The following is an 18374-nucleotide window of genomic DNA, read 5'->3' on the forward strand; positions in this document are numbered from 1 at the left end:
GCGTCGCACGGAGGCCGCACAACAGCCGGGTCTGCTGCACGCACTGGTGAGACGTCAACCTGTCGCCAGTTCGTGCAGCAGACCCGACCGCCATCGGTCGCCGAGGGCCGACTAGCTCGTCTCGCCCCTGCTGCTTCGCTCGGTGTCAGTCGTCAGCCCGTCAGCATGGAGCGCCTCGACGAGGGTCTGGAGGTTCGAAAAGACGTTGATCTTCATCCCGAGCCTCCGCTGGATCTGTTGGAGATGGGTCGCAGTCTTGGTCTCAGCGACGACGTAGTCGCAGTAAGCCGCAGCGCACGAGAGATAGAGCATGTCGACCAAGTCGTTGGACTGCCACTTCGTCGACTGATCTACGAACCGTGTTGCGAACAGCTCGCTGAGGAGAGCCGTCATTCGGCCCTCTCGCAGGAGTTTCTTCAGCTCCTTGTCGGAGAACGTCGGGAAGTCGATGGTCCCGAAGACCTTGGACAGCGCTTGTCGATACGTCCCAATGTTCTCGTTCCAGAACCGTCGACGCGCCAGAGCCCGCCGCTGGTCCTTCTGCAGTTTCAGCGTCTTAAACTGGTCGGTGATCCGCTCATGGATGCTTACCCAGACCGCAATAGATTCTCGTTGTTCCGCTTCAGGGTCGATTAACTCCTGGACCATCACGCCTGCTGCGCTGAGCATCGAGATGAACAGCGCCGTGTTCGCTTCGGGTCGCGGACCCAAGCCCATCGTGTCGGTGTCCTGCATCCACGCGTTGGGTTCGGTCGTGACCACGGGCCGACCAGTGTCGATGTACTTGTCAGGCAGCCGCCTGGCGAGAGCCTCAATCGCTTCCTGCTCGAACACCTTCCACGGATGCCGCATCTGCCACCCGGCGGAGAAGCTCGCGATCGTGACGCCCACCTCGTAGCGACGGTCCCCACTCAACCCTGAAGTCTCTAGCAAATGGGCCGCGGACAAGGGCAAGATCACGCCATCGTCGGAGGCGAAACGCACGATCTCCTGTGCCGCGTACATCTCTTCGCTGGTCCGAACTCGCTCAGGAACGAGCACAGCCCTAGCGAGCTCGCTCCATTTGTTCTGGTCCAAGTAGACGGTCGGACGATGCGGCCTCACCTCTTTCTGGCTAGCCGCGTTGTAGCCCATCGTTTGAATCGTGTGGTGACGGCGGGTGACGGTGGTGATCCAGAACTTCTCCCAGTCAAAGATCGAGTGGGCGATGTCTGGAAGAGCGACGAACGCGTCGTCACCGAGTGGCCCGGTGAGGTTCTCGCCCTCTTGAGGGACAATGGTGACCTGCCGTTTCTCATGATCAATGGGCCCAGAACTTGTACTTTTCGGCTGAGATAATGAAGACGTCGCTATCGGCCATGCCGCAACAGTACGAGCCGGCGCCGACATCCGCGTCCGCTCAGTACCGTGGCAGCGAAAACCGGGTAGGTCGACGTCGGTGGTGCGAGAGAGGATCGAGGGATGTCTCATGACCGGGTGGCCCGCATTCCCCTGGTGTGGCCCACCACCCTGGTGCGGCCTACGCGAGCGAAGGTCGTGTACTTAGATCTCAACCATTTCATCAACCTCGCGAAGTACGCGCACGGTCACCACGCGTTCCGCCACTACGCCGGACTCATGTCTGCGGTGCTGCGCGCCCAAGCGGATGGACGGACAGTGTTCCCCCTCTCGACGGTCCACTACGTCGAGATGGCTGGCATTCCAGATCTGGGTCGACGCGGCGACGGCGCCGAGGTGATGGAGACGGTCACAGACGCGGCCCGCAACGCGGCTCTTGATCCCGTCGAGTTCGACCGACGTTTCGCCAGGCCGAGCGCGATCTCGACCGCGCAGCTCTCAGCGGCGTTTTGGCTGCCGAATACGGCTCCCAGCCTCTAGCGCTCTCGAATGCCACAGCCGACCTTGCATCAGCGACGCGAAGCAGACTGGACTTCGAGACGGACTTCATCGAAATCCTTCAAAACCCTCAGCACCGCCAGTTCCGGACAGAACGTCTGCGTGATGCAGTCAGTGCCCGCGAACTGACGCACGAGTGGCTCGACGCATTCAATGCTGAACTCCACAGCGTCGGCGCATCAATGGAGGACGTCATGGGTGGTGGCCGCGAGAGCGCTCTCGCGTTCGCCGAATCGATGCCGTCAACACGCGTGACGATCTCGATGAAGTGCTCGTACCACCGCAACCCGCAACGCTCGTGGTCAATGAACGACGTCCACGACATCGACGCAGCGAGCGCCGCGGTCGCGTACTGCGACGCCGTTCTTACCGATAAACACGTCTGGAACGCCGTTACGACCGCGCGGGAACTCCAACCAATGCAGACGTTCATGCCACGCAAACCCGAACAGCTCGGGGAGTGGTTGGATCAGATCCCTTAGCGGAGCCGTGCTTGATCGGATAGGAGAATCAGAACTGGCGGGTCCCCTCTGGGTGAGCCCGATGACGCTGGCCCACGTCCATCTGGCGCTGCGCACCTGCGTCTTTGTGGGGCGGGATGCCCTAGCGCTTAGGCCGACCGGCTCTCGGCACGAGCGGTCGGTCGGTGCACGAGCGGCCCGGCCCGGGCGTCCTGCGGGCGCTCAGCTGCGCGGTGTCCTGTGGACCCAGCCCGTCATCAGGAAGCCGACCGAGATGAGGGTCCAAGGCAGGACACTGATCAGGCTCCACGGGGGCTCGTCCCTCGGGAAGAAGGTGATGTAGACGTAGAGCGAGGAGACGCCGACCGCGCAGGCCCAGTAGCCGATCAGCAGCCTGCTCCGCCGCGGACTCGGGTCGGCATTCGGCGGTCTCGGGGTCGGACTGGGCCCGTGCGTACGACGGGGTCCGGCGCGGGCGGCGGGCCACGAGACCAGAAGGGCCACCAGCGCGAGGACCAGAAGGCGAGCCGTCGTCGACTCGGTCGGTGAGGCGACGAACTCGACGGTCAGCGACGTGGCCATCACGATCGCGACGTACACCAGCACGGTGGTGAGGACCAGCTCCAAGGGCTTTATCGCGCTCGATGTGCTCACCCCAAAGGCTCAGGAGTCCTAGAAACAGCGGGCGTCCGGGGGCAGCGGGTCGCTCAGGTACGGGGCTGCCCGGTGCCGGCCGAGGTTCCAGGAGAGCCAGTCGTCGTCGGCGGGCTCGCGCCCAGCGAGCGCGCAGGCGGCCTCGTCGGCGGGGAGCTCGGCGAGCACCGGGACGGCGTCGTCGGAGAGGCCGCGCAGGTAGGTCCAGTCGACCTTGCCGGTCTCGGCGTACCGGTCCAGGTTGTGGCGGGCGATCCAGGCGTCCGGGTTGATCGCGGCCAGGGCGAGCAGCAGGCCGGCGCCGCTGAGCAGCGCGGCGCGGGGCAACCACGCCGCGCGCAGCGTTACGCCCGCGGCGAGCACGGCGAGCACCAGCAGGCCGAGCCAGCCCTCGAAGACGTCAACGAGCAGCCGCAGCCGGGTGAAACCGTAGGCCTCCTGGTAGACGTGCATCCGGTACAGCGCGGAGCCGACCACGACCAGCGTGAGGACGCAGAGCAGGCCGAGCGCGCCGCGCAGCCAGGCGCGGTCGGCGGGGGTCGCGCGCGGCGCCTTGCGGGCGGCGGCCCAGACGACCAGCAGGGTCAGGGCGGTGGCGACCGTGAGCTGCCCGAAGCCCTGGTGGACGTACTCGGCGTAGGTGAGCCCGGTGGTGCGCTCGAGATAGTCGTGGCCGCCGAAGACGACGGTGGCCTGAGCCAGCAGGAACACCACGAAGACGGCGTCGACGAGCAGCACCGGCGCCAGCCACTCGTAGCGGTGGGCGACGGGACGGGGCGGCCCGCCTCGGGACTCGAGGTGCGGCGGGTTGAGGGCGAGGTACGCCGCCGCCAGGACCAGGCCGCCCACCGCGACGGTCAGGAACGAGCGCAGCACGAACGACTCGAGCTCCAGCTCGGGGACGAGCGCGCCCACCCACTCGGCGAAGACCGCGTCGGCCGACGCGAAGAGCAGTCCGAATACGAGCAGCGCGAGCACCGACCACACGAGGGTGCGCAAGGCCGCGGCGCTCGCGCTGAGACCGGCGACCCCGCGCAGGGAGCGGCCGAGCCAGGGCAGCCCGCGCAGCCCGGCCAGGGGCCACGCGAGGCCGGCCAGCACGAACGCCGGCAGGGTGCGACCGTGGACGACCCCGGCCACGCAGACCGCACCGCCGGCGAACAGGCAGAGCAACACGATCCAGTCCGCGTCGCGCACGGCCACGGTCGAGGCAGGCAGCGCGCAGAACGCCGCGCAGCCCAGCGTGAACGGGGAGCGGCGGTGCACGCTGAAGGCGAGGACCACACCGCCGGCCGCGAGCAGCAGCGCGGTGGCGCCGAGCCCCGGGTCGCGGTAGGGCAGGACGACGGCGGCGAGCAGGCCCACCGCGAGGCTGGCCAGCACCGCCCCCAGGCTGCCGGGGACGGCGTCGGGCCAGAACCGCCCGAACAGGGCGTCCAGCGCGGGCTGGGGGGCCTCGGTCGCCGGCCACGGCGCCGTCGCCGGGGGAGCGGACGATGGGGTAGGCGGGTGGGCCGGCGCGGTCGCGGCGGTGCTCGTTCGCGGCTCGAGCGGGAGGTCGACGCGCACCAGGGCGCCCGTGCGGGGCGGCTGCGGATCCACGACGTGGATCGAGCCACCGTGCAGGTCGGTGACCCACCGGGCGATCGCGAGCCCGAGGCCGGTGCCGCCGCCGCCCTCGACCTCCGCCAGCGTCCCGAAGCGCTCGAAGACCCGGTCCCGGTCGGTCGCGGGGATGCCGGGGCCGTCGTCGGCCACCTCCAGCCGCCAGCCGATGCCCGTTTCCGCCGCGGTGACGGTGACGACTCCCTCGCGCGGGCTGTGCCGCGAGGCGTTGTCGAGCAGGTTGGCGACCAACTGGTGCAGCCGGTCCGGGTCGGCCTCGACGCTGAGCGAGGGCGGCGAGACCCGGACGTCGTAGGTCACCTCGCGCGCCGTCGCCCGCGCCTCCGCGACGGCCCGCTCCAGCAGGTCGCGCACCGGCACCGCCGCGGTGGCGAGCGGCGCCTGGCCCGCGTCGACACGGGCGAGGTCGAGGAGGTCGGAGGCCAGCGCGGACAGCCGCTCGGCCTGGTCGAGAGCGGTGCGCAGGGCGACCGGGTCGGGCTCGGCGACGCCGTCCGCGAGGTTCTCGAGTACGGCGCACAGTGCGGCGAGCGGCGTACGCAGCTCGTGGCTCACGTTGGCGACGAGCTCGCGGCGCTGGCGGTCGACCGCGGCCAGGTCCTCCGCCATCCGGTTGAAGGCGCGGGCCAGCTCGCCGACCTCGTCGCTGGAGGTGGCCGTGACCCGGCCGGAGTAGTCGCCGCGAGCCATCCGCCGAGCCGCCGCGGTCATCTCGCGCAGCGGCGAGGTCATGCCCACCGCGAGCAGCTGCGTCACGCCGAGGGCGAGCGCGACCGTGACCGGGAGGTAGAGCCAGACCGGGACGTCGCTGGCGGCGCCGGCCGTCGCGACCACGGCGGCCACCGTGACGCTCACGGCCACGAGCACCCCGAGCTTCACCTTGACCGAGGTCACCTGGTCCAGCAGCGGGCCGCTCACGCCGGGTCCCCGGGCTCCAGCGCGTAGCCGACACCGTGCACCGTCCGCACGCGGTGGGCGCCGATCTTGGCGCGCAGCGCCTTGACGTGGCTGTCCACCGTGCGGGTCCCCGACGCGCCCGACCAGCCCCAGACCTCGGCGTACAGGTGCTCGCGGGTCAGCACGGTGCGGGCACTGCCGGCAAGGCAGAGCAGCAGGTCGAACTCGGTCGGCGTCAGGTGCACCTCCTCACCGCCCACGTGGACCCGGCGCGCGCCCTCGTCGATGCGCAGGTCGCCGAGGTCGTCGAGCTCGGTGGGGGAGCGCTCGGCGAGCTCGGCGGCCCGCTCGACGCGTCGGAGCAGCGCTCCCACCCGCGCGACCAGCTCGCGCATCCGGAACGGCTTGGTGAGGTAGTCGTCGGCCCCCACGCCCAGCCCCACCAGGATGTCGGCCTCGTCGTCGCGCGCGGTGAGCATCAGCACCGGGACCGGTCTCGCGGCCTGGATCCGTCGGCACACCTCGAGGCCGTCGTAGCCCGGGAGCATCACGTCCAGCACCACCAGGTCGGGTGCGGCCTGCGCGCACAGCGCCACCGCGGCCGGCCCGTCCCAGGCCTGCACGACGTCGTAGCCGGCCCCGCGCAGCCGGTCGGCCACCGCCTCGTTGATCACCGGCTCGTCCTCGACGACGAGGATCAACGGTGCGGTGACGGCCATGAGCCGAGCCTAGGAGTGCGATCGCCCCCAGGCGGCGGACGACTCGTGAAGGTTGTGTGCAGGTGTGCAGGCCTGGGGGTGGCGGTGCGCGCGCCGCAGGAGGACGCTGGTGCGATGAGCCAGCTGACGCCGTACCTCTGCGTGTCCGACTGCGAGATCGCCGTCGACTGGTACGTCGAGACGCTGGGCGCCAAGGTCGTCTACCCGCCGATCGTGATGCCGGACGGTCGCACCGGCCACGTGGAGCTCGCGCTGGACGGCGCGCGCTGGATGATGTCCGACGAGTTCGTCGAGCTGGGCGTCATGGCCCCGGACCCGTCCCGCGGCGCCGCGGTGACTCTGCACCTCACGCTCACCGACGTCGACGCGCTCTGCCGCCGGGTGGTCGCGGGCGGGGTCGTGCTGGACCGCGGGCCCGAGGACAGCCCGCCCGCCGGCCGGGTCGCGGTCTTCCGGGACCCGTTCGGGCACCGATGGTTCCTGAACCAGCCCCCGCCGGAGGATGTCGGCGCCGGGGCCTAGGCTCATGCCCGTGAGTGGACGATGAGCAAGATGGACGGCCTGCGCGCGATGCGCGAGGCAAAGTACGCCGCAGCCCAGAAGGCGGCCAAGGCGACCAAGCCGGCAGCCCGGCCCAAGGTGGCACCCGAGGCGAAGCCGTCCAAGGCGGCCGCGGCGGCGAAGGCCCTGGCCGCCGATCCCGGGCCGGTGACCGCGAGCGAGGAGCTGTGCGGCCACCGCAACATGAGCGGGCGCACGTGCACCCGCGAGGCCGGCCACGCGGCCAAGAGCCACCGCTACTCGTAGTCGCCGATGCCGCGGGCGTGCAGCGCGTCGCCGGTCTCGTGCGCGCGGGCGACGACCCGGACCACGAACGGCGTGAGGTAGGCGCGGGGGTGGCGGCCCAGGCCGCGGGCGCGGGCCGCGTCGCGGGTCTCGAGCGCCAGTGCGACCGTGCCGGGCAGTGACTGGATCGCGAGGGCGAAGGTCAACGCGACCCGGTCGGGGTCGACGCCGACCCGACGCAGCGGCCGGATCCAGCGCACCAGCGCGTCCAGCATCGCGTTGACCGGGGTCGTCGCGCTGACGAGCACGGCCGCGAGCGCGAGCGCCAGCAGGTCGACGAGGGTCTCGACGGCCTTGTCGCGGCCGTACCACCACCACTGCAGCCCCGCGACGAAGACCGCGAAGAGCAGCACGACCCGGGCAGCGCGGACCAGCACCGCGAGCCGTACCCGCGCCAGCAGGGCGAGGAGGATGGCGACCGCGAGGAAGACCCAGGACGCGCCGACGTCGCGGACCAGGACGACGGTCAGGCTGAAGGCCCCCAGGCCGATCACCTTCACGCCGACCGGCAGCCGGTGCAGGAGGGTCTCGCCCGGCTGGTAGACGCCGACCAGGATCGAGCCGCTCACGCCGTGGCCGACGCGACGTAGTGGTCGACGGCGGCGTCGGCGCCGCCGTCGAAGACGACCCGGGCGTCGTCGACGACGAGCACCCGGTCGCAGCGGCGGGCGAGCTCGAGGTCGTGGGTGACCAGGACCAGCTGCTGCTCCAGCCCGAACAGCAGCTCGGCCACGCGCCGGGTGTTGGCCAGATCCAGCAGCGTGGTCGGCTCATCGGCGACCAGCACCGACGGCTCAGTGGCCAGCACCCCGGCCAGCGCGAGCAGCTGCTTCTGACCGCCCGAGAGGGCGTGCACGCTGACGTGGGCGTGGCCGGCCAGGCCGAACCGCTCGAGCACCGCCAGCGCCAGCTCGCGTCGGCGACCAGCGTGGCGCTCCTTCCTGCGCAGCGACAGCTCGACGTCCTCGACGCAGGTCGGCATCACCAGCTGCGCGGCCGGGTCGGTGAACGCGAACGCCACCAGCCGGCGTACGGCGGAGCCCTGGCGCGCGACGTCCAGCCCGTCCACGAGGACCCGGCCCGCGGTGGGGGACACCAGGCCGTTGAGCAGTCGCGCCAGGGTCGACTTGCCGGAGCCGTTGGCGCCGATGACGCCGACGCGCCGCTCGGTCAGTGTCAGCGTGGTGGGGCCCAGGATGGTGCGCTCGCCGTCGGGGACGTCGACGGTGACGGCCGCGCCGTCCAGCTCGATCCTCGCCATGGCGCGGAGACTAGCGGCGGGGATGGAGCAGCTGCGGGAAGGCCCGGTGCACCTCGGCGGCGATCAGCGCGACGAGCGTCGTCTTGACCAGGTCGCCGAGCCAGAACGGGGCGTCGTAGCCGACCGCGTCCGACCACGGCACGTCGAAGAAGAGCTTCATCCCGACGATGCCCATCGGGTGGACGACGAGGACGCTGCCGGCGAGCGAGCACAGGAAGACGAACACGGCGCGGGTCTTGCGCGCGCGCCCGGCGACGTACCTGACCAGGAAGCCGGCGAGGGCGGCGGCGAACGGGAAGGACCACAGGTAGCCCGCGCTGGCACCGGTGAAGACGCCGAGGCCCGAGGAGTGCTCGGCGAAGACCGGCAGCCCGATGGCGCCCAGGCCGAGGTACAGCGCGGCCGCGAGGAAGCCGCGCACCGGTCCGAGCAGGCAGCCGGCGAGCATGAGCGCGAAGCTCTGCAGGGTGATCGGCACCCCCGCGCCGCCGACCGGGATGGCGCCGACGTAGGCGCAGGCCGAGATGAGCGCGGCGAACGCCGCGATCAAAGCCAGGTCCGTCGTCGACAGGCGCGGGCGCCGCTCGCTGCGAGTGCCGGGGGTCTCGGTCACGCTCATGCCTGGTCCTCCGGATCGGCACCTGAACGGTGGTCAGGTGAACGGTGTTCAGGCTAGGGTGAGTCCGCCGCTGCCGTCAACGAGGTGGGAGGAGCGACATGCGCTATCACCGCCAGGACGTCGTCGAGCGGGCGATCGAGGTGCTCGACCGCTACGGGCTCTCGGACCTGACGATGCGCCGCCTGGGCAGCGAGCTGGGCGTGCAGCCCAGCGCGCTCTACCACCACTTCGCCAACAAGCAGAGCTTGCTGGCCGCTGTCGCCGACGAGGTCCTCGCGCGCGGGGCGCGGCCCATGCCCGAGCGGCGGTGGGACGCGCGCGTGGTCGCGGTGTGCACCCAGCTGCGCGACGCGATGCTGGCCTACCGCGACGGCGCCGACCTCGTGGCCACGGTGCACGCGTTCGGCCTCGGCGCCTCGGCGCCGTACGACGCGCTGCTGGACGCGCTCGCCCGCGGCGGCTTCCCGGACGACCTGTCGCGAACCGCCGCCCGCACCCTGCTGCACTTCGTCTTCGGCCACGCCATCGACGAGCAGGCCCACCTGCAGGCCGGCAGCGCCGGCGCGATCGACGACGAGCCGCGTGACGCCTCCGACTTCGACCTCGGCCTGGCCCTGGTCGTCGACGGCATCCGCCTGCGCCAGCCCACCGACCTCCACCAACAGCTCTAGCACCGCCACCGACGAGCCGGTTTCGGTGGTCGAGGTGCGAGGAGCGTCAGCGACGAGCCTCGAGACCCCGTGAGCCGACAAGCAGCCCCGGGGTACGGCGGTCGGGTGGCGGGGGTCTCGAGGCTCAGGCGCCAGGGCGCCTTCGCACCTCGACCACCGAAGGCCCGGGCCGTCTCGGTGGTCAAGGTGCGAGGAGCGTCAGCAACGAGTCGGTTTCGGTGGTCGAGGTGCGAGGAGCGCCAGCGACGAGCCTCGAGACCCCGTGAGTCGACAAGCGGCCTCGGGTACGGCGGCCGGGCTGCGGGGGTCTCGAGGCTCAGGCGCCAGGGCGCCTTCGCACCTCGACCACCGAAGGGGCCCGCCCCTTTCGGTGGTCGAGGCGCGAGGAGCGTCAGCAACGAGTCGGTTTCGGTGGTCGAGGTGCGAGGAGCGCCAGCGACGAGCCTCGAGACCCCGTGAGTCGACAAGCGGCCTCGGGTACGGCGGTCAGGTCGCTAGTCACGTCACCGGGTCTCGAGGCTCAGGCGCCAGGGCGCCTTCGCACCTCGACCACCGAAGGCCCGCGCCGCCTCGGTGGTCGAGGTGCGAGGAGCGCCAGCAACGAGTCGGTTTCGGTGGTCGAGGTGCGAGGAGCGCCAGCGACGAGCCTCGAGACCCGGTGAGCCGAGAAGCATCCCGGGGTACGGCGGTCATGTCACCGGGTCTCGAGGCTCAGGCGTTGCACGCCTTCGCACCTCGACCACCGAGGGGGCCAGTGCGCCTTCGCGCCTCGACCACCGAGGAGCGAGAATGCCCTGTGGATAAAGGGGATTCTCGACCCTGCCACTGTCGGTGGGGCCTGGTTGAGTAGTCCTATGAGCAGCCCCGCCACCCCCACCGCGAGCCACCCCGTGGCCGCCGGAGTGGCACGCTTGCGCACCCAGGTCGCCGACCTCAACCACACCCCCGTGTGGTCGATGACCCCCGCCGAGACCGCCCAGGCGTTGGCCGATGCGACCCGGCTGCGCGCCCAGGCCGACGAGCTCACGCTGCGCCTGGCCGCACACGCCGACACCACCCAGATCGGGACCGAGACCGGGGCGACCTCGACCGCGGTCTACTGGGCCCACACCACCCACCAGACCCAACGCGCCACCGCCGCAGCGATGAAGCTCGCCCACGCCCTCGAGCGCCACGACACCATCGCCGCCGCGCTCGCAAAAGGCGTGATCCTCACCGACCAGGCCCAGGTCATCGTCGAAGCCGTCGATGCCCTGCCCGAGGACCTGCCACCCGAGGTCCGCGCGGAGGCGCGTGCGCACCTGCTGGGCCAGGCCGCGCACCACGACGCGAGAGCGTTGCGGGTCCTGGGCAGACGGATCCTCGACGTCGTCGCGCCCGAGGTCGGCGAAGCCCAGGAGGCCAAGGCCCTCGAAGCAGAAGAACGGCGTGCCGAGCAGAAGGCCCGGCTCACGATGCACGACGACGGCCACGGCACCACCTACGGCCGCTTCCAGATCCCCACCCACGTCGCGGACCGGTTCCGCAAGCACCTCGGCACGCTCGCGAACCCGAAAGCCGGCGGCGAAGGGTCCAGCCCGCACGGGATGGGGCTCGCCCTGATCGAGTACGTGCAGCGCTACCCGGTCGACCGGCTCCCGGACTCCGGCGGAATGGACGCCACCGTGGTGGTGACCATGAGCCTGGAGACGCTGATGGGCGGGTTGAAGGCGGCCCAGCTCGACACCGGGACCCGGATCAGCCCCGCCCTGGCCCGCACGCTGGCCTGCCAGGCCGGCGTGATCCCCGCCGTCCTGGGCACCCGGTCGCAGGTCCTCGACCTGGGACGCAAGGCCCGGTTCCACACCAAGGCCCAACGCATCGCGCTGGCCGTTCAGCACGGCGGCTGCTACGCCGCGGGCTGCGAACGCCCCTCCGCGTGGTGTCAGGCACATCACCTCACGCCCTGGTCTAAAGGCGGTGCCACCACCGTCGAGGACGGCGTCCTGCTCTGCCGACGCCACCACACCCTGGCCCACCACCTCGACTACTCGATGACCCACCTTCCCGGCGGGAAGGTCGCCTTCACCAAGCGCGAGTGAGCCACCTGACCGCGACGCATGACCATGAGGGCCGTCTCATGTTCGCCTCATGAGCCGCTCATCCGCCCGCCGGAGCGTGGAGTCATCAACCGATGCCAAGGAGAGCCTCATGCCGAAGTCCCGCAAGGTCACCGCCGCCCTCGCTGCCGCCGCCCTCGTCGCCGCGCCGGTGACGATGATCGCCGGTCCGGCCCACGCCGACGGACCCGAGCAGAAGCGCGAGTTCCGTCTCGCGGGCGCCGACGTCGACTTCAAGGTGGAGAAGGACGACGGACGCTTCGACGTCGAGGTGAGCATCGACCGCGCCCGGCCCGGGAGCAGGTGGCGCGTCGTCCTGCGTCATGACGGACGGGTCTTCGTCAACACGGTGCGCCGGGCCGACCGCGACGGCGAGATCGACATCGACCGCTTCCACCGCGACACCGCCGGCGCGGACGTCTTCAAGGTCCGGGTGAAGAAGGTCGGCGGCGGGGCCAAGGAGCGCACCATCCGGATGCGCTGACCCCGCCGGCTCAGCTCGCCGGGTCGGACAGGAGCAGGGGGTCGAGGTCGGTGTCCACGACGTCGTAGTGGTCGACGTGGAGGTCCTTCTCGACGAGGAGGTCGTCGTCGCCGGCGTAGAAGACGGCGACCTCGGGCTCCTCGCCGGCGAAGCGCCGGACGTCGTCCATGGACTCCCACAGGGAGAGGGTGACGACCTCGACGAGGTCGCCGACGGCTCGTCGCAGCACCACGACGCCGCGGTTGCCGGGGGTGGCGCGGTAGTCCCGCACCCCGGTGCTGCTCTGATGGGCCAGGTAGGCCTCGGCGTCCTCGGGCCGGACGGCTCCTCGCCAGCGACGCAGGATCATGGTGCTGCTCCTTCTCCCAGTAGACGTGCGCACTCCGTCACGAGCCGCTCCCGTAGCGGCGCGCCCCGCTCGGCGAAGGACCGCTGCGCCTCGACGTAGGCCGCCTTCCCCTCGGGCGTCTCGATGCGCACCGGCTCGAAGCCGAGGTCGGCGAGGTCGTACGGCGCCGCCCGCATGTCGAGCTCCCGGATGTCGCGGGCCAGCTCGAAGCAGTCGGCCACGAGGTCCGAGGAGATCATCGGGGTGAGCCGGAAGGCGTGCTTGTAGAGGTCCATCCCGGCGTGCAGGCAGGCCGGCTGCTCGTACGCCGGACGGTCGTCGCGGCCGGGGGAGAGGGTGTTGAGCGGGCGTGCCGGTGGGGTGAAGAAGCGGTAGGCGTCGAAGTGCGAGCAGGCGACCTTGTGTGACTCGACCACGGCGTCGGTGCCGGCGCCACCGAGGCGCAGCGGCCAGTCGGCGTGCCGGGTCTCGTCCTCGGCGAGGCGGTAGACCATCGCCCACTCGTGCAGGCCGAAGCAGCCGAAGTGGGGCGGCCGCGCGGCGGTCGCGGAGAGCAGCGCGTGGATCGACTCGACGAGCGGGCGCTGGGAGGCGACGAAGTCGGCGGAGACCGTGCCGCCGACGTAGCCCTTCAGCCCGTCGTACTCGGGCGCGTCCTCGAGGGTGACGCCGAAGCCGGGGTGCCAGCGGCGCAGCTGGGCGGGTCGCTGGGAGTAGTAGGTGAAGAGGAAGTCGTGCACCGGGTGCTTCACGCGGGCGCCGCGGCGCTCGAGGTGAGGCCGCACGAACGCATCGACCCGGGCCGCGTGGGCGCTCGCCCGCGGCTCCCACGACGAGCGTCCCAGCAGCTGCACCGAGCCAGCGTAGAACGGCGGCTCTGCGCGCTCCTGATCCGGATGGGGAGAACCAGGCACCGGTCGCTAGGCTCGAGAGGTGCGCATCGTGAGGTTCACCACCGAATCCGGGCCGTCCTACGGTGTGGTCACGGGTGAGGTCGACGAGTTCGGCCAGCCGGCCGACGACAGCGTCATCGTCGCGATCGCCGGCGACCCGCTCTACGTCGGGATCAAGCTGCTCGACCAGGAGCACCGGCTCTCCGACGTCCGGCTGCTGGCGCCAGTGCTGCCGCGCAGCAAGGTGGTCGGGATCGGGCGCAACTACGCCGCGCACGCCGCCGAGCTGGGCAACGACCTGCCCGCAGAGCCGTTGATGTTCCTCAAGCCCAACACGAGCGTGATCGGTCCCGACGACCCGATCTACTACCCGCGCCAGACGCAGGACCTCCACTACGAGGGCGAGCTCGCCGTCGTCATCGGTCGGATCTGCCGCGACGTGCCCCCCGAGCAGGCCACCGACGTCATCCACGGCTACACGATCGCCAACGACGTGACCGCGCGCGACCTGCAGCGCAGCGACGGTCACTTCACCCGCGCGAAGGGCTTCGACTCCTTCTGCCCGCTGGGCCCCTGGATCGAGACCGACCTGGATCCGCAGCACTTCAGCGACGGGGTGCGGCTGCAGACCCACCTCAACGGCGAGCTCGTGCAGGACGGCTCGACGGCCGACATGATCTTCGACATCCCGGCGCTGATCGCGCACGTGTCCAGCGTGATGACGCTGCTACCCGGCGACGTCATCCTCACCGGCACCCCCGAGGGTGTCGGCCCCATGGAGGTCGGTGACGAGGTCGAGATCTCGATCGCCGGCCTCGGCACCCTCACCAACAAGGTGGCAACACGATGACCGACCCCGTCCTGGGCGACCTCGCACCCGAGCAGGTGCGCGTCCGCTTCCCCCCCAGCCCGACCGGCTTCATCCACGTCGGCAACGTGCGCAGCGCGCTGTTCAACTGGGCCTTCGCCCGCCACTACGGCGGCACGCTTGTCCTGCGCATCGAGGACACCGACCTGGCGCGCAACACCGACGAGGGCTACGCCTCCATCCTGGACTCCCTGCGCTGGCTGGGGATCGGCTGGGACGAGGGCCCCGAGGTTGGCGGCCCCTACGCGCCGTACCGCCAGAGCGAGCGCTTCGGCATCTACGCCGACGTCGCCGCCCGGCTGCGCGAGGGCGGCAAGGCCTACGACTGCTACTGCACGACCGAGGAGGTCGACGCGCGCCGCAAGGCCGCCGGCTCGAAGATCCAGGGGTACGACGGCCACTGTCGCGAGCTGTCGGACGCGCAGCGTGACGCGTTCCTGGCCGAGGGGCGCCGCCCGACGCTGCGGCTGCGGATGCCCGACGCCCCGATCACCTTCGACGACCTGGTGCGCGGCGAGATCACCTTCCTGCCCGAGCACGTCCCGGACTTCGCGCTGCTGCGCGCCAACGGCGACCCGCTCTACACCCTGGTCAACCCCGTCGACGACGCGCTCATGGGCATCACCCACGTCCTGCGCGGCGAGGACCTGCTCTCGAGCACGCCGCGCCAGATCGCGCTCTACGAGGCGCTGCACGACCTCGGGGTCGGCACCGGCGCCCCGCGCTTCGGCCACCTGCCGATCGTCATGGGCGAGGGCAACAAGCGGCTCTCCAAGCGCGACAAGGGCTCCGGGCTCTCCGAGTACATCGAGCGCGGTTTCCTGCCCGAGGGTCTGCTCAACTACCTGGCCCTGCTCGGCTGGGGGATCGCCGCCGACCGCGACGTCTTCACGATGGCCGAGATGGTCGAGGCGTTCGACATCCGACGGGTCAACCCCAACCCCGCCCGCTTCGACCTGAAGAAGCTCGAGGCGATCAACACCGCCCACATGCGCCGGCTCTCGGTCGAGGACATCACGCACCGGGCGATCCCGTTCCTCAAGGCGGCGGGGGTGGTGTCCGACCCGGTGTCCGACGCCGACGCGCAGCTGCTGGAGCTGGCGATGCCGCTGGTCGCCGAGCGCATCAACACGCTCTCCGAGGCGCCCGCGATGCTGGGCTTCCTGTTCGTGGACGAGGCCGCCTTCACTCGCGACCCCGCCGACGTCGAGAAGCTCCTGAACGACGACGGCCGCGCGGTCGTCGCCCGCGGTCTCGCCCGGCTGGAGTACCTCGAGGAGTGGTCGGCAGCCGCCATCCAGGAGACGCTGCAGTCCGAGCTCGTCGACGGGATGGGACTCAAGCCGCGCGTGGCCTTCGGCCCGCTGCGCGTCGCCGTCACCGGTCGTCGCGTCTCGCCGCCGCTCTTCGAGTCGATGGAGCTCCTCGGACGTGAGCGCAGCCTGAGCCGGCTGCGCAGCGTGCTGGTCTGATGGAGCCGCTGGGCTACCACCGGCTGCAGCGTGCCGTCCGCTGGGCGTGGTGGCGGCCCCTGGTCGGGGTCGTCGCCGTCGTGGCGCTGGTCTTCGCCCTCCAGCTGGTCGTCACGCTGGCCGTGACCGTGCTCCTCGTCGTGCGGGGAACCTCGCCCGACGACGCGCTGGACCAGCTCTCCGGCATCGGCGAGGTCACGCCGGCGTACCTCGCCGTCATCAACCTGGGCTGGGCGGTGGCCATCCCGGCGGTCTGGCTGGTGGCGTGGGCGGTGCACCGCCTGCGGCCGGGCTGGCTGGCCTCGGTCGGCGGGCGGATCCGCTGGAGCTGGCTGGCGGCCTGCTTCGGCCTCGCCATGCTGGCCCTGATGGCGACCGTGGTCGTCGGGGCGTTCGTGCCGGCGCAGGACGTCGAGACGTCCGGCGACCTCAACGAGTTCACCCGTCAGACGCGCGACTTCCTGCTGGTGATCGTGCTGCTGACCCCGCTGCAGGCGGCGGGGGAGGAGTACGCCTTCCGCGGCTACCTGACCCAGGCCGTCGGCGGGGTGTTCCGCAGCCCGCGGCTCGCCATGGTCGCCGCGGTCGTGGTCCCGGCCCTGCTGTTCGCTCTCGCCCACGGCGCGCAGGACCCGCCGATCTTCGTCGACCGGCTGGCGTTCGGCCTGGTGGCCGGGGCGCTGGTGATCCTCACCGGCGGCCTCGAGGCCGGGATCGCGATGCACGTCCTCAACAACTTCCTGGCCTTCGGAGCGGCGCTCGCGTTCGGCGACATGACCTCCGCGCTGAACCCCACCGGCGGCACCTGGTGGAGTCTCCCGGTGACGCTGACGCAGTCGCTGGTCTACCTCGGCCTGGCCGTCTGGGTGTCGCGTCTGATGGGCGTACGGCGCACCTGGGAGCAACCCGTTTTGGAGCCGATCCGACCTCGCGTGTAAGGTTTCTCGTCGGCTGCTGAAGCACTGGCGGAGGCGCCGAACAGCAGTAAAACCATGGGATATGGTGTAATTGGCAACACGACTGGTTCTGGTCCAGTTATTCTAGGTTCGAGTCCTAGTATCCCAGCGAGATCCCGGTGGAGACCGGGATTTTGTGCGGCAGACTCCCTTCGATAGTCTGGCGCAGCACCACCAGCAACAACAGCAGCACCACGTTGGCCCCCGTTGTGTAGCGGCCTAGCACGCCGCCCTCTCACGGCGGTAGCGCCGGTTCGAATCCGGTCGGGGGTACAGCAGAAGGGCCTTGAGCGGCGGAGACGCTGCTCGAGGCCCTTCGTCGTCTTGTCGTCACCGTCAGGTGCAGAGGCCGGCCTGGCGGCGGGCCTCGGCTCGCTCCTCGGCCGCCTCGGGGGTCGACCCACCGTCGGGCGACGCGGAGCCGCTGGGCGTGCCGACCGGCTCGTCGGCGCTGAGGCTGTCGCCACTGAACGCCCGGCCGAGCGGGCGGTCGTGGCGGATGCGCTTCCACAGGTCCTCCGCCTGCTCGGTCCACACGAGCCGGTTGGGGTCCGGCTCGTACTCCGCGAACGGCACGGTCACGAACTTGATGTCGTCGAGACCGGTGGAGCGCAGGTCCATGGCGAGGTCGACCAGGGCCGGGAGGTTGGCGAGCTCCTCGTCGAGCTGCAGCGACTCGGTCGCCGCGTCCAGGAACTTGAAGACCCGGTCCGGCCTGGAGAGCGTGCGCCCGGAGACCACCTTGTTGATCATCGAGGCGATGAAGGCCTGCTGGCGCTTCATGCGACCGATGTCGCCGGTGAGCGACAGGACGTAGCGCTCGCGGACGTAGTTGAGGGCCTGGCGACCGGTCAGCGTCTGGGTGCCGGCGTCGAAGTGGATGTTGTGCTTGTCGTCGTCGACGTCCTTGGGGATGCAGACCTCGACGCCCTTGACGGCGTCGACCATGTCCTTGAACCCGTTGAAGTCGACGACGACCTGGTGGTCGATGCGGATGTCGGTGAGCCGCTCGACCATCTGCACGGTGCACAGCGGCCCGCCCAGCTTGTAGGCGTCGCTGAACATCGCCAGCTTCTCGCCGGGCACCTTCTCCCCGTCGGGGAGCAGACACTCGGGCCGGTCCACCAGGGCGTCGCGCGGCAGGCTCACGCCGTACGCGTCCTGACGGTCGGCGGAGATGTGGAGCAGGATCGTGGTGTCCGAGCCGCCGGCGCCCGCCTCCCGGTCGATCTTGTTGCCGGCGCCGACTCGGCTGTCGTCGCCCATCACCAGGATGTTGATCGGCTGCTTCGGTCCCTCGACCTCGACCTTGTCGGGACGCTCGACCTCGTCGGGGATCGCGGGCAGCGCCTCGATGTTGCCGTTGAGCTGGTGGTAGGCGAAGGAGACCCCGACGCCGGTGAGCAGCGCGAGCACCACCTGGGTCACCAGGATGACCCGCAGGACAGTGCGGCGATGCTGGGGATGCGGGGTCTGGGGCGCCGGGTCGTTCGTCGGCGCCGTCGGGTCGTCGGCCACGTTCACATCATCACAAACCCCTGGTCACCGCTGGTGAAGACCAGGAGTCACGGAGGTTTCGCGCGAGCGGCTCCCCATGTCCGAT

Annotated in this window: 20 protein-coding genes and 2 tRNA genes; 12 read left to right on the top strand and 10 right to left on the bottom strand. The window is 70.7% G+C overall.

Translation table 11 applies throughout. From position 1 onward, the window contains the following. Nucleotides 1-111: 111 nt before the first annotated feature. On the bottom strand, nt 112-1389 hold the full coding sequence (locus tag LQ940_RS06750) for a hypothetical protein (protein WP_231242232.1): 1278 nt from the start codon (nt 1387-1389) through the stop codon (nt 112-114). 72 nt (nt 1390-1461) lie between these two features. On the opposite strand from LQ940_RS06750, the gene LQ940_RS06755 reads away from it, so the two are divergent. Further along, entirely contained in the window at nt 1462-1878 is a 417-nt protein-coding gene (locus tag LQ940_RS06755; protein ID WP_231242233.1) for a hypothetical protein, read from the top strand. Further along, complete coding sequence (locus LQ940_RS06760) at nt 1848-2378, top strand: hypothetical protein (protein ID WP_231242234.1); 531 nt, start codon at nt 1848-1850, stop codon at nt 2376-2378. The genes LQ940_RS06755 and LQ940_RS06760 overlap by 31 nt, the downstream gene beginning before the upstream one ends. A 201-nt stretch (nt 2379-2579) precedes the next feature. Here LQ940_RS06760 and LQ940_RS06765 read toward each other — a convergent pair whose 3' ends face one another. Genes LQ940_RS06765 through LQ940_RS06775 form a run of 3 tightly spaced genes read right to left on the bottom strand, consistent with a single transcriptional unit; the run spans nt 2580 to nt 6253 of the window. Continuing rightward, the gene (locus LQ940_RS06765; RefSeq protein ID WP_231365081.1) at nt 2580-2984 is read right to left on the bottom strand and encodes a hypothetical protein; all 405 of its coding nucleotides are present in this window, start codon (nt 2982-2984) and stop codon (nt 2580-2582) included. 45 nt (nt 2985-3029) lie between these two features. Then, nucleotides 3030-5555, bottom strand: a complete 2526-nt coding sequence (locus LQ940_RS06770) for a DUF4153 domain-containing protein (RefSeq protein ID WP_231242236.1) — start codon at nt 5553-5555, stop codon at nt 3030-3032. Further along, entirely contained in the window at nt 5552-6253 is a 702-nt protein-coding gene (locus LQ940_RS06775) for a response regulator transcription factor (protein WP_231242237.1), read from the bottom strand. The genes LQ940_RS06770 and LQ940_RS06775 overlap by 4 nt, the downstream gene beginning before the upstream one ends. 114 nt (nt 6254-6367) lie before the next feature. On the opposite strand from LQ940_RS06775, the gene LQ940_RS06780 reads away from it, so the two are divergent. After that, nucleotides 6368-6775, top strand: a complete 408-nt coding sequence (locus LQ940_RS06780; protein WP_231242238.1) for a VOC family protein — start codon at nt 6368-6370, stop codon at nt 6773-6775. A 21-nt stretch (nt 6776-6796) separates the two neighbouring features. Then, nucleotides 6797-7060, top strand: coding sequence for a hypothetical protein (locus LQ940_RS06785; protein WP_231242239.1), 264 nt, complete (start codon nt 6797-6799; stop codon nt 7058-7060). On the opposite strand, the gene LQ940_RS06790 is transcribed toward LQ940_RS06785, so the two are convergent. From LQ940_RS06790 to LQ940_RS06800, 3 genes are read right to left on the bottom strand one after another with little or no spacing between them, the layout of a single operon-like run. Further along, nucleotides 7051-7668, bottom strand: coding sequence for an energy-coupling factor transporter transmembrane component T family protein (locus LQ940_RS06790; RefSeq protein WP_231242240.1), 618 nt, complete (start codon nt 7666-7668; stop codon nt 7051-7053). The two genes, LQ940_RS06785 and LQ940_RS06790, sit on opposite strands and share 10 nt — an antisense overlap. Then, nucleotides 7665-8360: an energy-coupling factor ABC transporter ATP-binding protein gene (locus tag LQ940_RS06795; RefSeq protein WP_231242241.1), complete on the bottom strand. Its 696-nt coding sequence runs from the start codon at nt 8358-8360 to the stop codon at nt 7665-7667. Before LQ940_RS06795 ends, LQ940_RS06790 begins: the two co-directional genes overlap by 4 nt. A gap of 10 nt (nt 8361-8370) precedes the next feature. Next, nucleotides 8371-8979 (bottom strand): biotin transporter BioY, encoded by a 609-nt coding sequence (locus LQ940_RS06800; RefSeq protein ID WP_231242242.1) that lies wholly within the window; start codon nt 8977-8979, stop codon nt 8371-8373. Between the two features lie 98 nt (nt 8980-9077). On the opposite strand from LQ940_RS06800, the gene LQ940_RS06805 reads away from it, so the two are divergent. The 3 genes from LQ940_RS06805 (at nt 9078) to LQ940_RS06815 (ending at nt 12233) form a co-directional block, all read left to right on the top strand. Further along, nucleotides 9078-9650 (top strand): TetR/AcrR family transcriptional regulator C-terminal domain-containing protein, encoded by a 573-nt coding sequence (locus LQ940_RS06805; RefSeq protein WP_231242243.1) that lies wholly within the window; start codon nt 9078-9080, stop codon nt 9648-9650. 854 nt (nt 9651-10504) lie between these two features. Next, on the top strand, nt 10505-11731 hold the full coding sequence (locus tag LQ940_RS06810) for an HNH endonuclease signature motif containing protein (RefSeq protein ID WP_231242244.1): 1227 nt from the start codon (nt 10505-10507) through the stop codon (nt 11729-11731). A gap of 109 nt (nt 11732-11840) precedes the next feature. Continuing rightward, on the top strand, nt 11841-12233 hold the full coding sequence (locus LQ940_RS06815) for a hypothetical protein (RefSeq protein WP_231242245.1): 393 nt from the start codon (nt 11841-11843) through the stop codon (nt 12231-12233). A 10-nt stretch (nt 12234-12243) separates the two neighbouring features. Here the strand turns inward: LQ940_RS06815 and LQ940_RS06820 are convergent, their stop codons facing one another. Then, entirely contained in the window at nt 12244-12582 is a 339-nt protein-coding gene (locus LQ940_RS06820; RefSeq protein WP_231242246.1) for a hypothetical protein, read from the bottom strand. Continuing rightward, nucleotides 12579-13436 carry a 3-methyladenine DNA glycosylase gene (locus LQ940_RS06825; protein WP_231242247.1) on the bottom strand — a complete coding sequence of 286 codons (858 nt, stop codon included), beginning with the start codon at nt 13434-13436 and terminating at the stop codon, nt 12579-12581. The genes LQ940_RS06820 and LQ940_RS06825 overlap by 4 nt, the downstream gene beginning before the upstream one ends. Before the next feature lie 79 nt (nt 13437-13515). Here LQ940_RS06825 and LQ940_RS06830 point away from each other — a divergent pair, with 79 nt between their 5' ends. From LQ940_RS06830 to LQ940_RS06850, 5 genes are all read left to right on the top strand, one after another. Beyond that, complete coding sequence (locus tag LQ940_RS06830) at nt 13516-14325, top strand: fumarylacetoacetate hydrolase family protein (RefSeq protein WP_231242248.1); 810 nt, start codon at nt 13516-13518, stop codon at nt 14323-14325. Continuing rightward, entirely contained in the window at nt 14322-15815 is a 1494-nt protein-coding gene (gene gltX, locus LQ940_RS06835; protein WP_231242249.1) for a glutamate--tRNA ligase, read from the top strand. The genes LQ940_RS06830 and gltX overlap by 4 nt, the downstream gene beginning before the upstream one ends. Beyond that, the gene (locus LQ940_RS06840; RefSeq protein WP_231242250.1) at nt 15815-16753 is read left to right on the top strand and encodes a CPBP family intramembrane glutamic endopeptidase; all 939 of its coding nucleotides are present in this window, start codon (nt 15815-15817) and stop codon (nt 16751-16753) included. Before gltX ends, LQ940_RS06840 begins: the two co-directional genes overlap by 1 nt. Before the next feature lie 55 nt (nt 16754-16808). After that, nucleotides 16809-16880: transfer RNA gene (locus LQ940_RS06845), tRNA-Gln, on the top strand. A 91-nt stretch (nt 16881-16971) separates the two neighbouring features. Continuing rightward, nucleotides 16972-17044 (top strand) — tRNA-Glu (locus tag LQ940_RS06850). Nucleotides 17045-17107: 63 nt separating this feature from the next. On the opposite strand, the gene LQ940_RS06855 is transcribed toward LQ940_RS06850, so the two are convergent. Next, nucleotides 17108-18289: an LCP family protein gene (locus LQ940_RS06855; protein WP_231242251.1), complete on the bottom strand. Its 1182-nt coding sequence runs from the start codon at nt 18287-18289 to the stop codon at nt 17108-17110. Nucleotides 18290-18374 lie beyond the last annotated feature (85 nt).

The organism is Nocardioides sp. cx-173 (assembly GCF_021117365.1).
Lineage (GTDB): Bacteria > Actinomycetota > Actinomycetes > Propionibacteriales > Nocardioidaceae > Nocardioides.

What these genes read in the sequence shown, in the direction of transcription:
- LQ940_RS06750 (WP_231242232.1), bottom strand. Translation starts at nt 1,389, where the DNA reads ATGTCGGCGCCGGCTCGTACTGTTGCGGCATGGCCGATAGCGACGTCT.
- LQ940_RS06755 (WP_231242233.1), top strand. Translation starts at nt 1,462, where the DNA reads ATGTCTCATGACCGGGTGGCCCGCATTCCCCTGGTGTGGCCCACCACC.
- LQ940_RS06775 (WP_231242237.1), bottom strand. Translation starts at nt 6,253, where the DNA reads ATGGCCGTCACCGCACCGTTGATCCTCGTCGTCGAGGACGAGCCGGTG.
- LQ940_RS06780 (WP_231242238.1), top strand. Translation starts at nt 6,368, where the DNA reads ATGAGCCAGCTGACGCCGTACCTCTGCGTGTCCGACTGCGAGATCGCC.
- LQ940_RS06785 (WP_231242239.1), top strand. Translation starts at nt 6,797, where the DNA reads ATGAGCAAGATGGACGGCCTGCGCGCGATGCGCGAGGCAAAGTACGCC.
- LQ940_RS06795 (WP_231242241.1), bottom strand. Translation starts at nt 8,360, where the DNA reads ATGGCGAGGATCGAGCTGGACGGCGCGGCCGTCACCGTCGACGTCCCC.
- LQ940_RS06800 (WP_231242242.1), bottom strand. Translation starts at nt 8,979, where the DNA reads ATGAGCGTGACCGAGACCCCCGGCACTCGCAGCGAGCGGCGCCCGCGC.
- LQ940_RS06805 (WP_231242243.1), top strand. Translation starts at nt 9,078, where the DNA reads ATGCGCTATCACCGCCAGGACGTCGTCGAGCGGGCGATCGAGGTGCTC.
- LQ940_RS06810 (WP_231242244.1), top strand. Translation starts at nt 10,505, where the DNA reads ATGAGCAGCCCCGCCACCCCCACCGCGAGCCACCCCGTGGCCGCCGGA.
- LQ940_RS06815 (WP_231242245.1), top strand. Translation starts at nt 11,841, where the DNA reads ATGCCGAAGTCCCGCAAGGTCACCGCCGCCCTCGCTGCCGCCGCCCTC.
- LQ940_RS06820 (WP_231242246.1), bottom strand. Translation starts at nt 12,582, where the DNA reads ATGATCCTGCGTCGCTGGCGAGGAGCCGTCCGGCCCGAGGACGCCGAG.
- gltX (WP_231242249.1), top strand. Translation starts at nt 14,322, where the DNA reads ATGACCGACCCCGTCCTGGGCGACCTCGCACCCGAGCAGGTGCGCGTC.
- LQ940_RS06840 (WP_231242250.1), top strand. Translation starts at nt 15,815, where the DNA reads ATGGAGCCGCTGGGCTACCACCGGCTGCAGCGTGCCGTCCGCTGGGCG.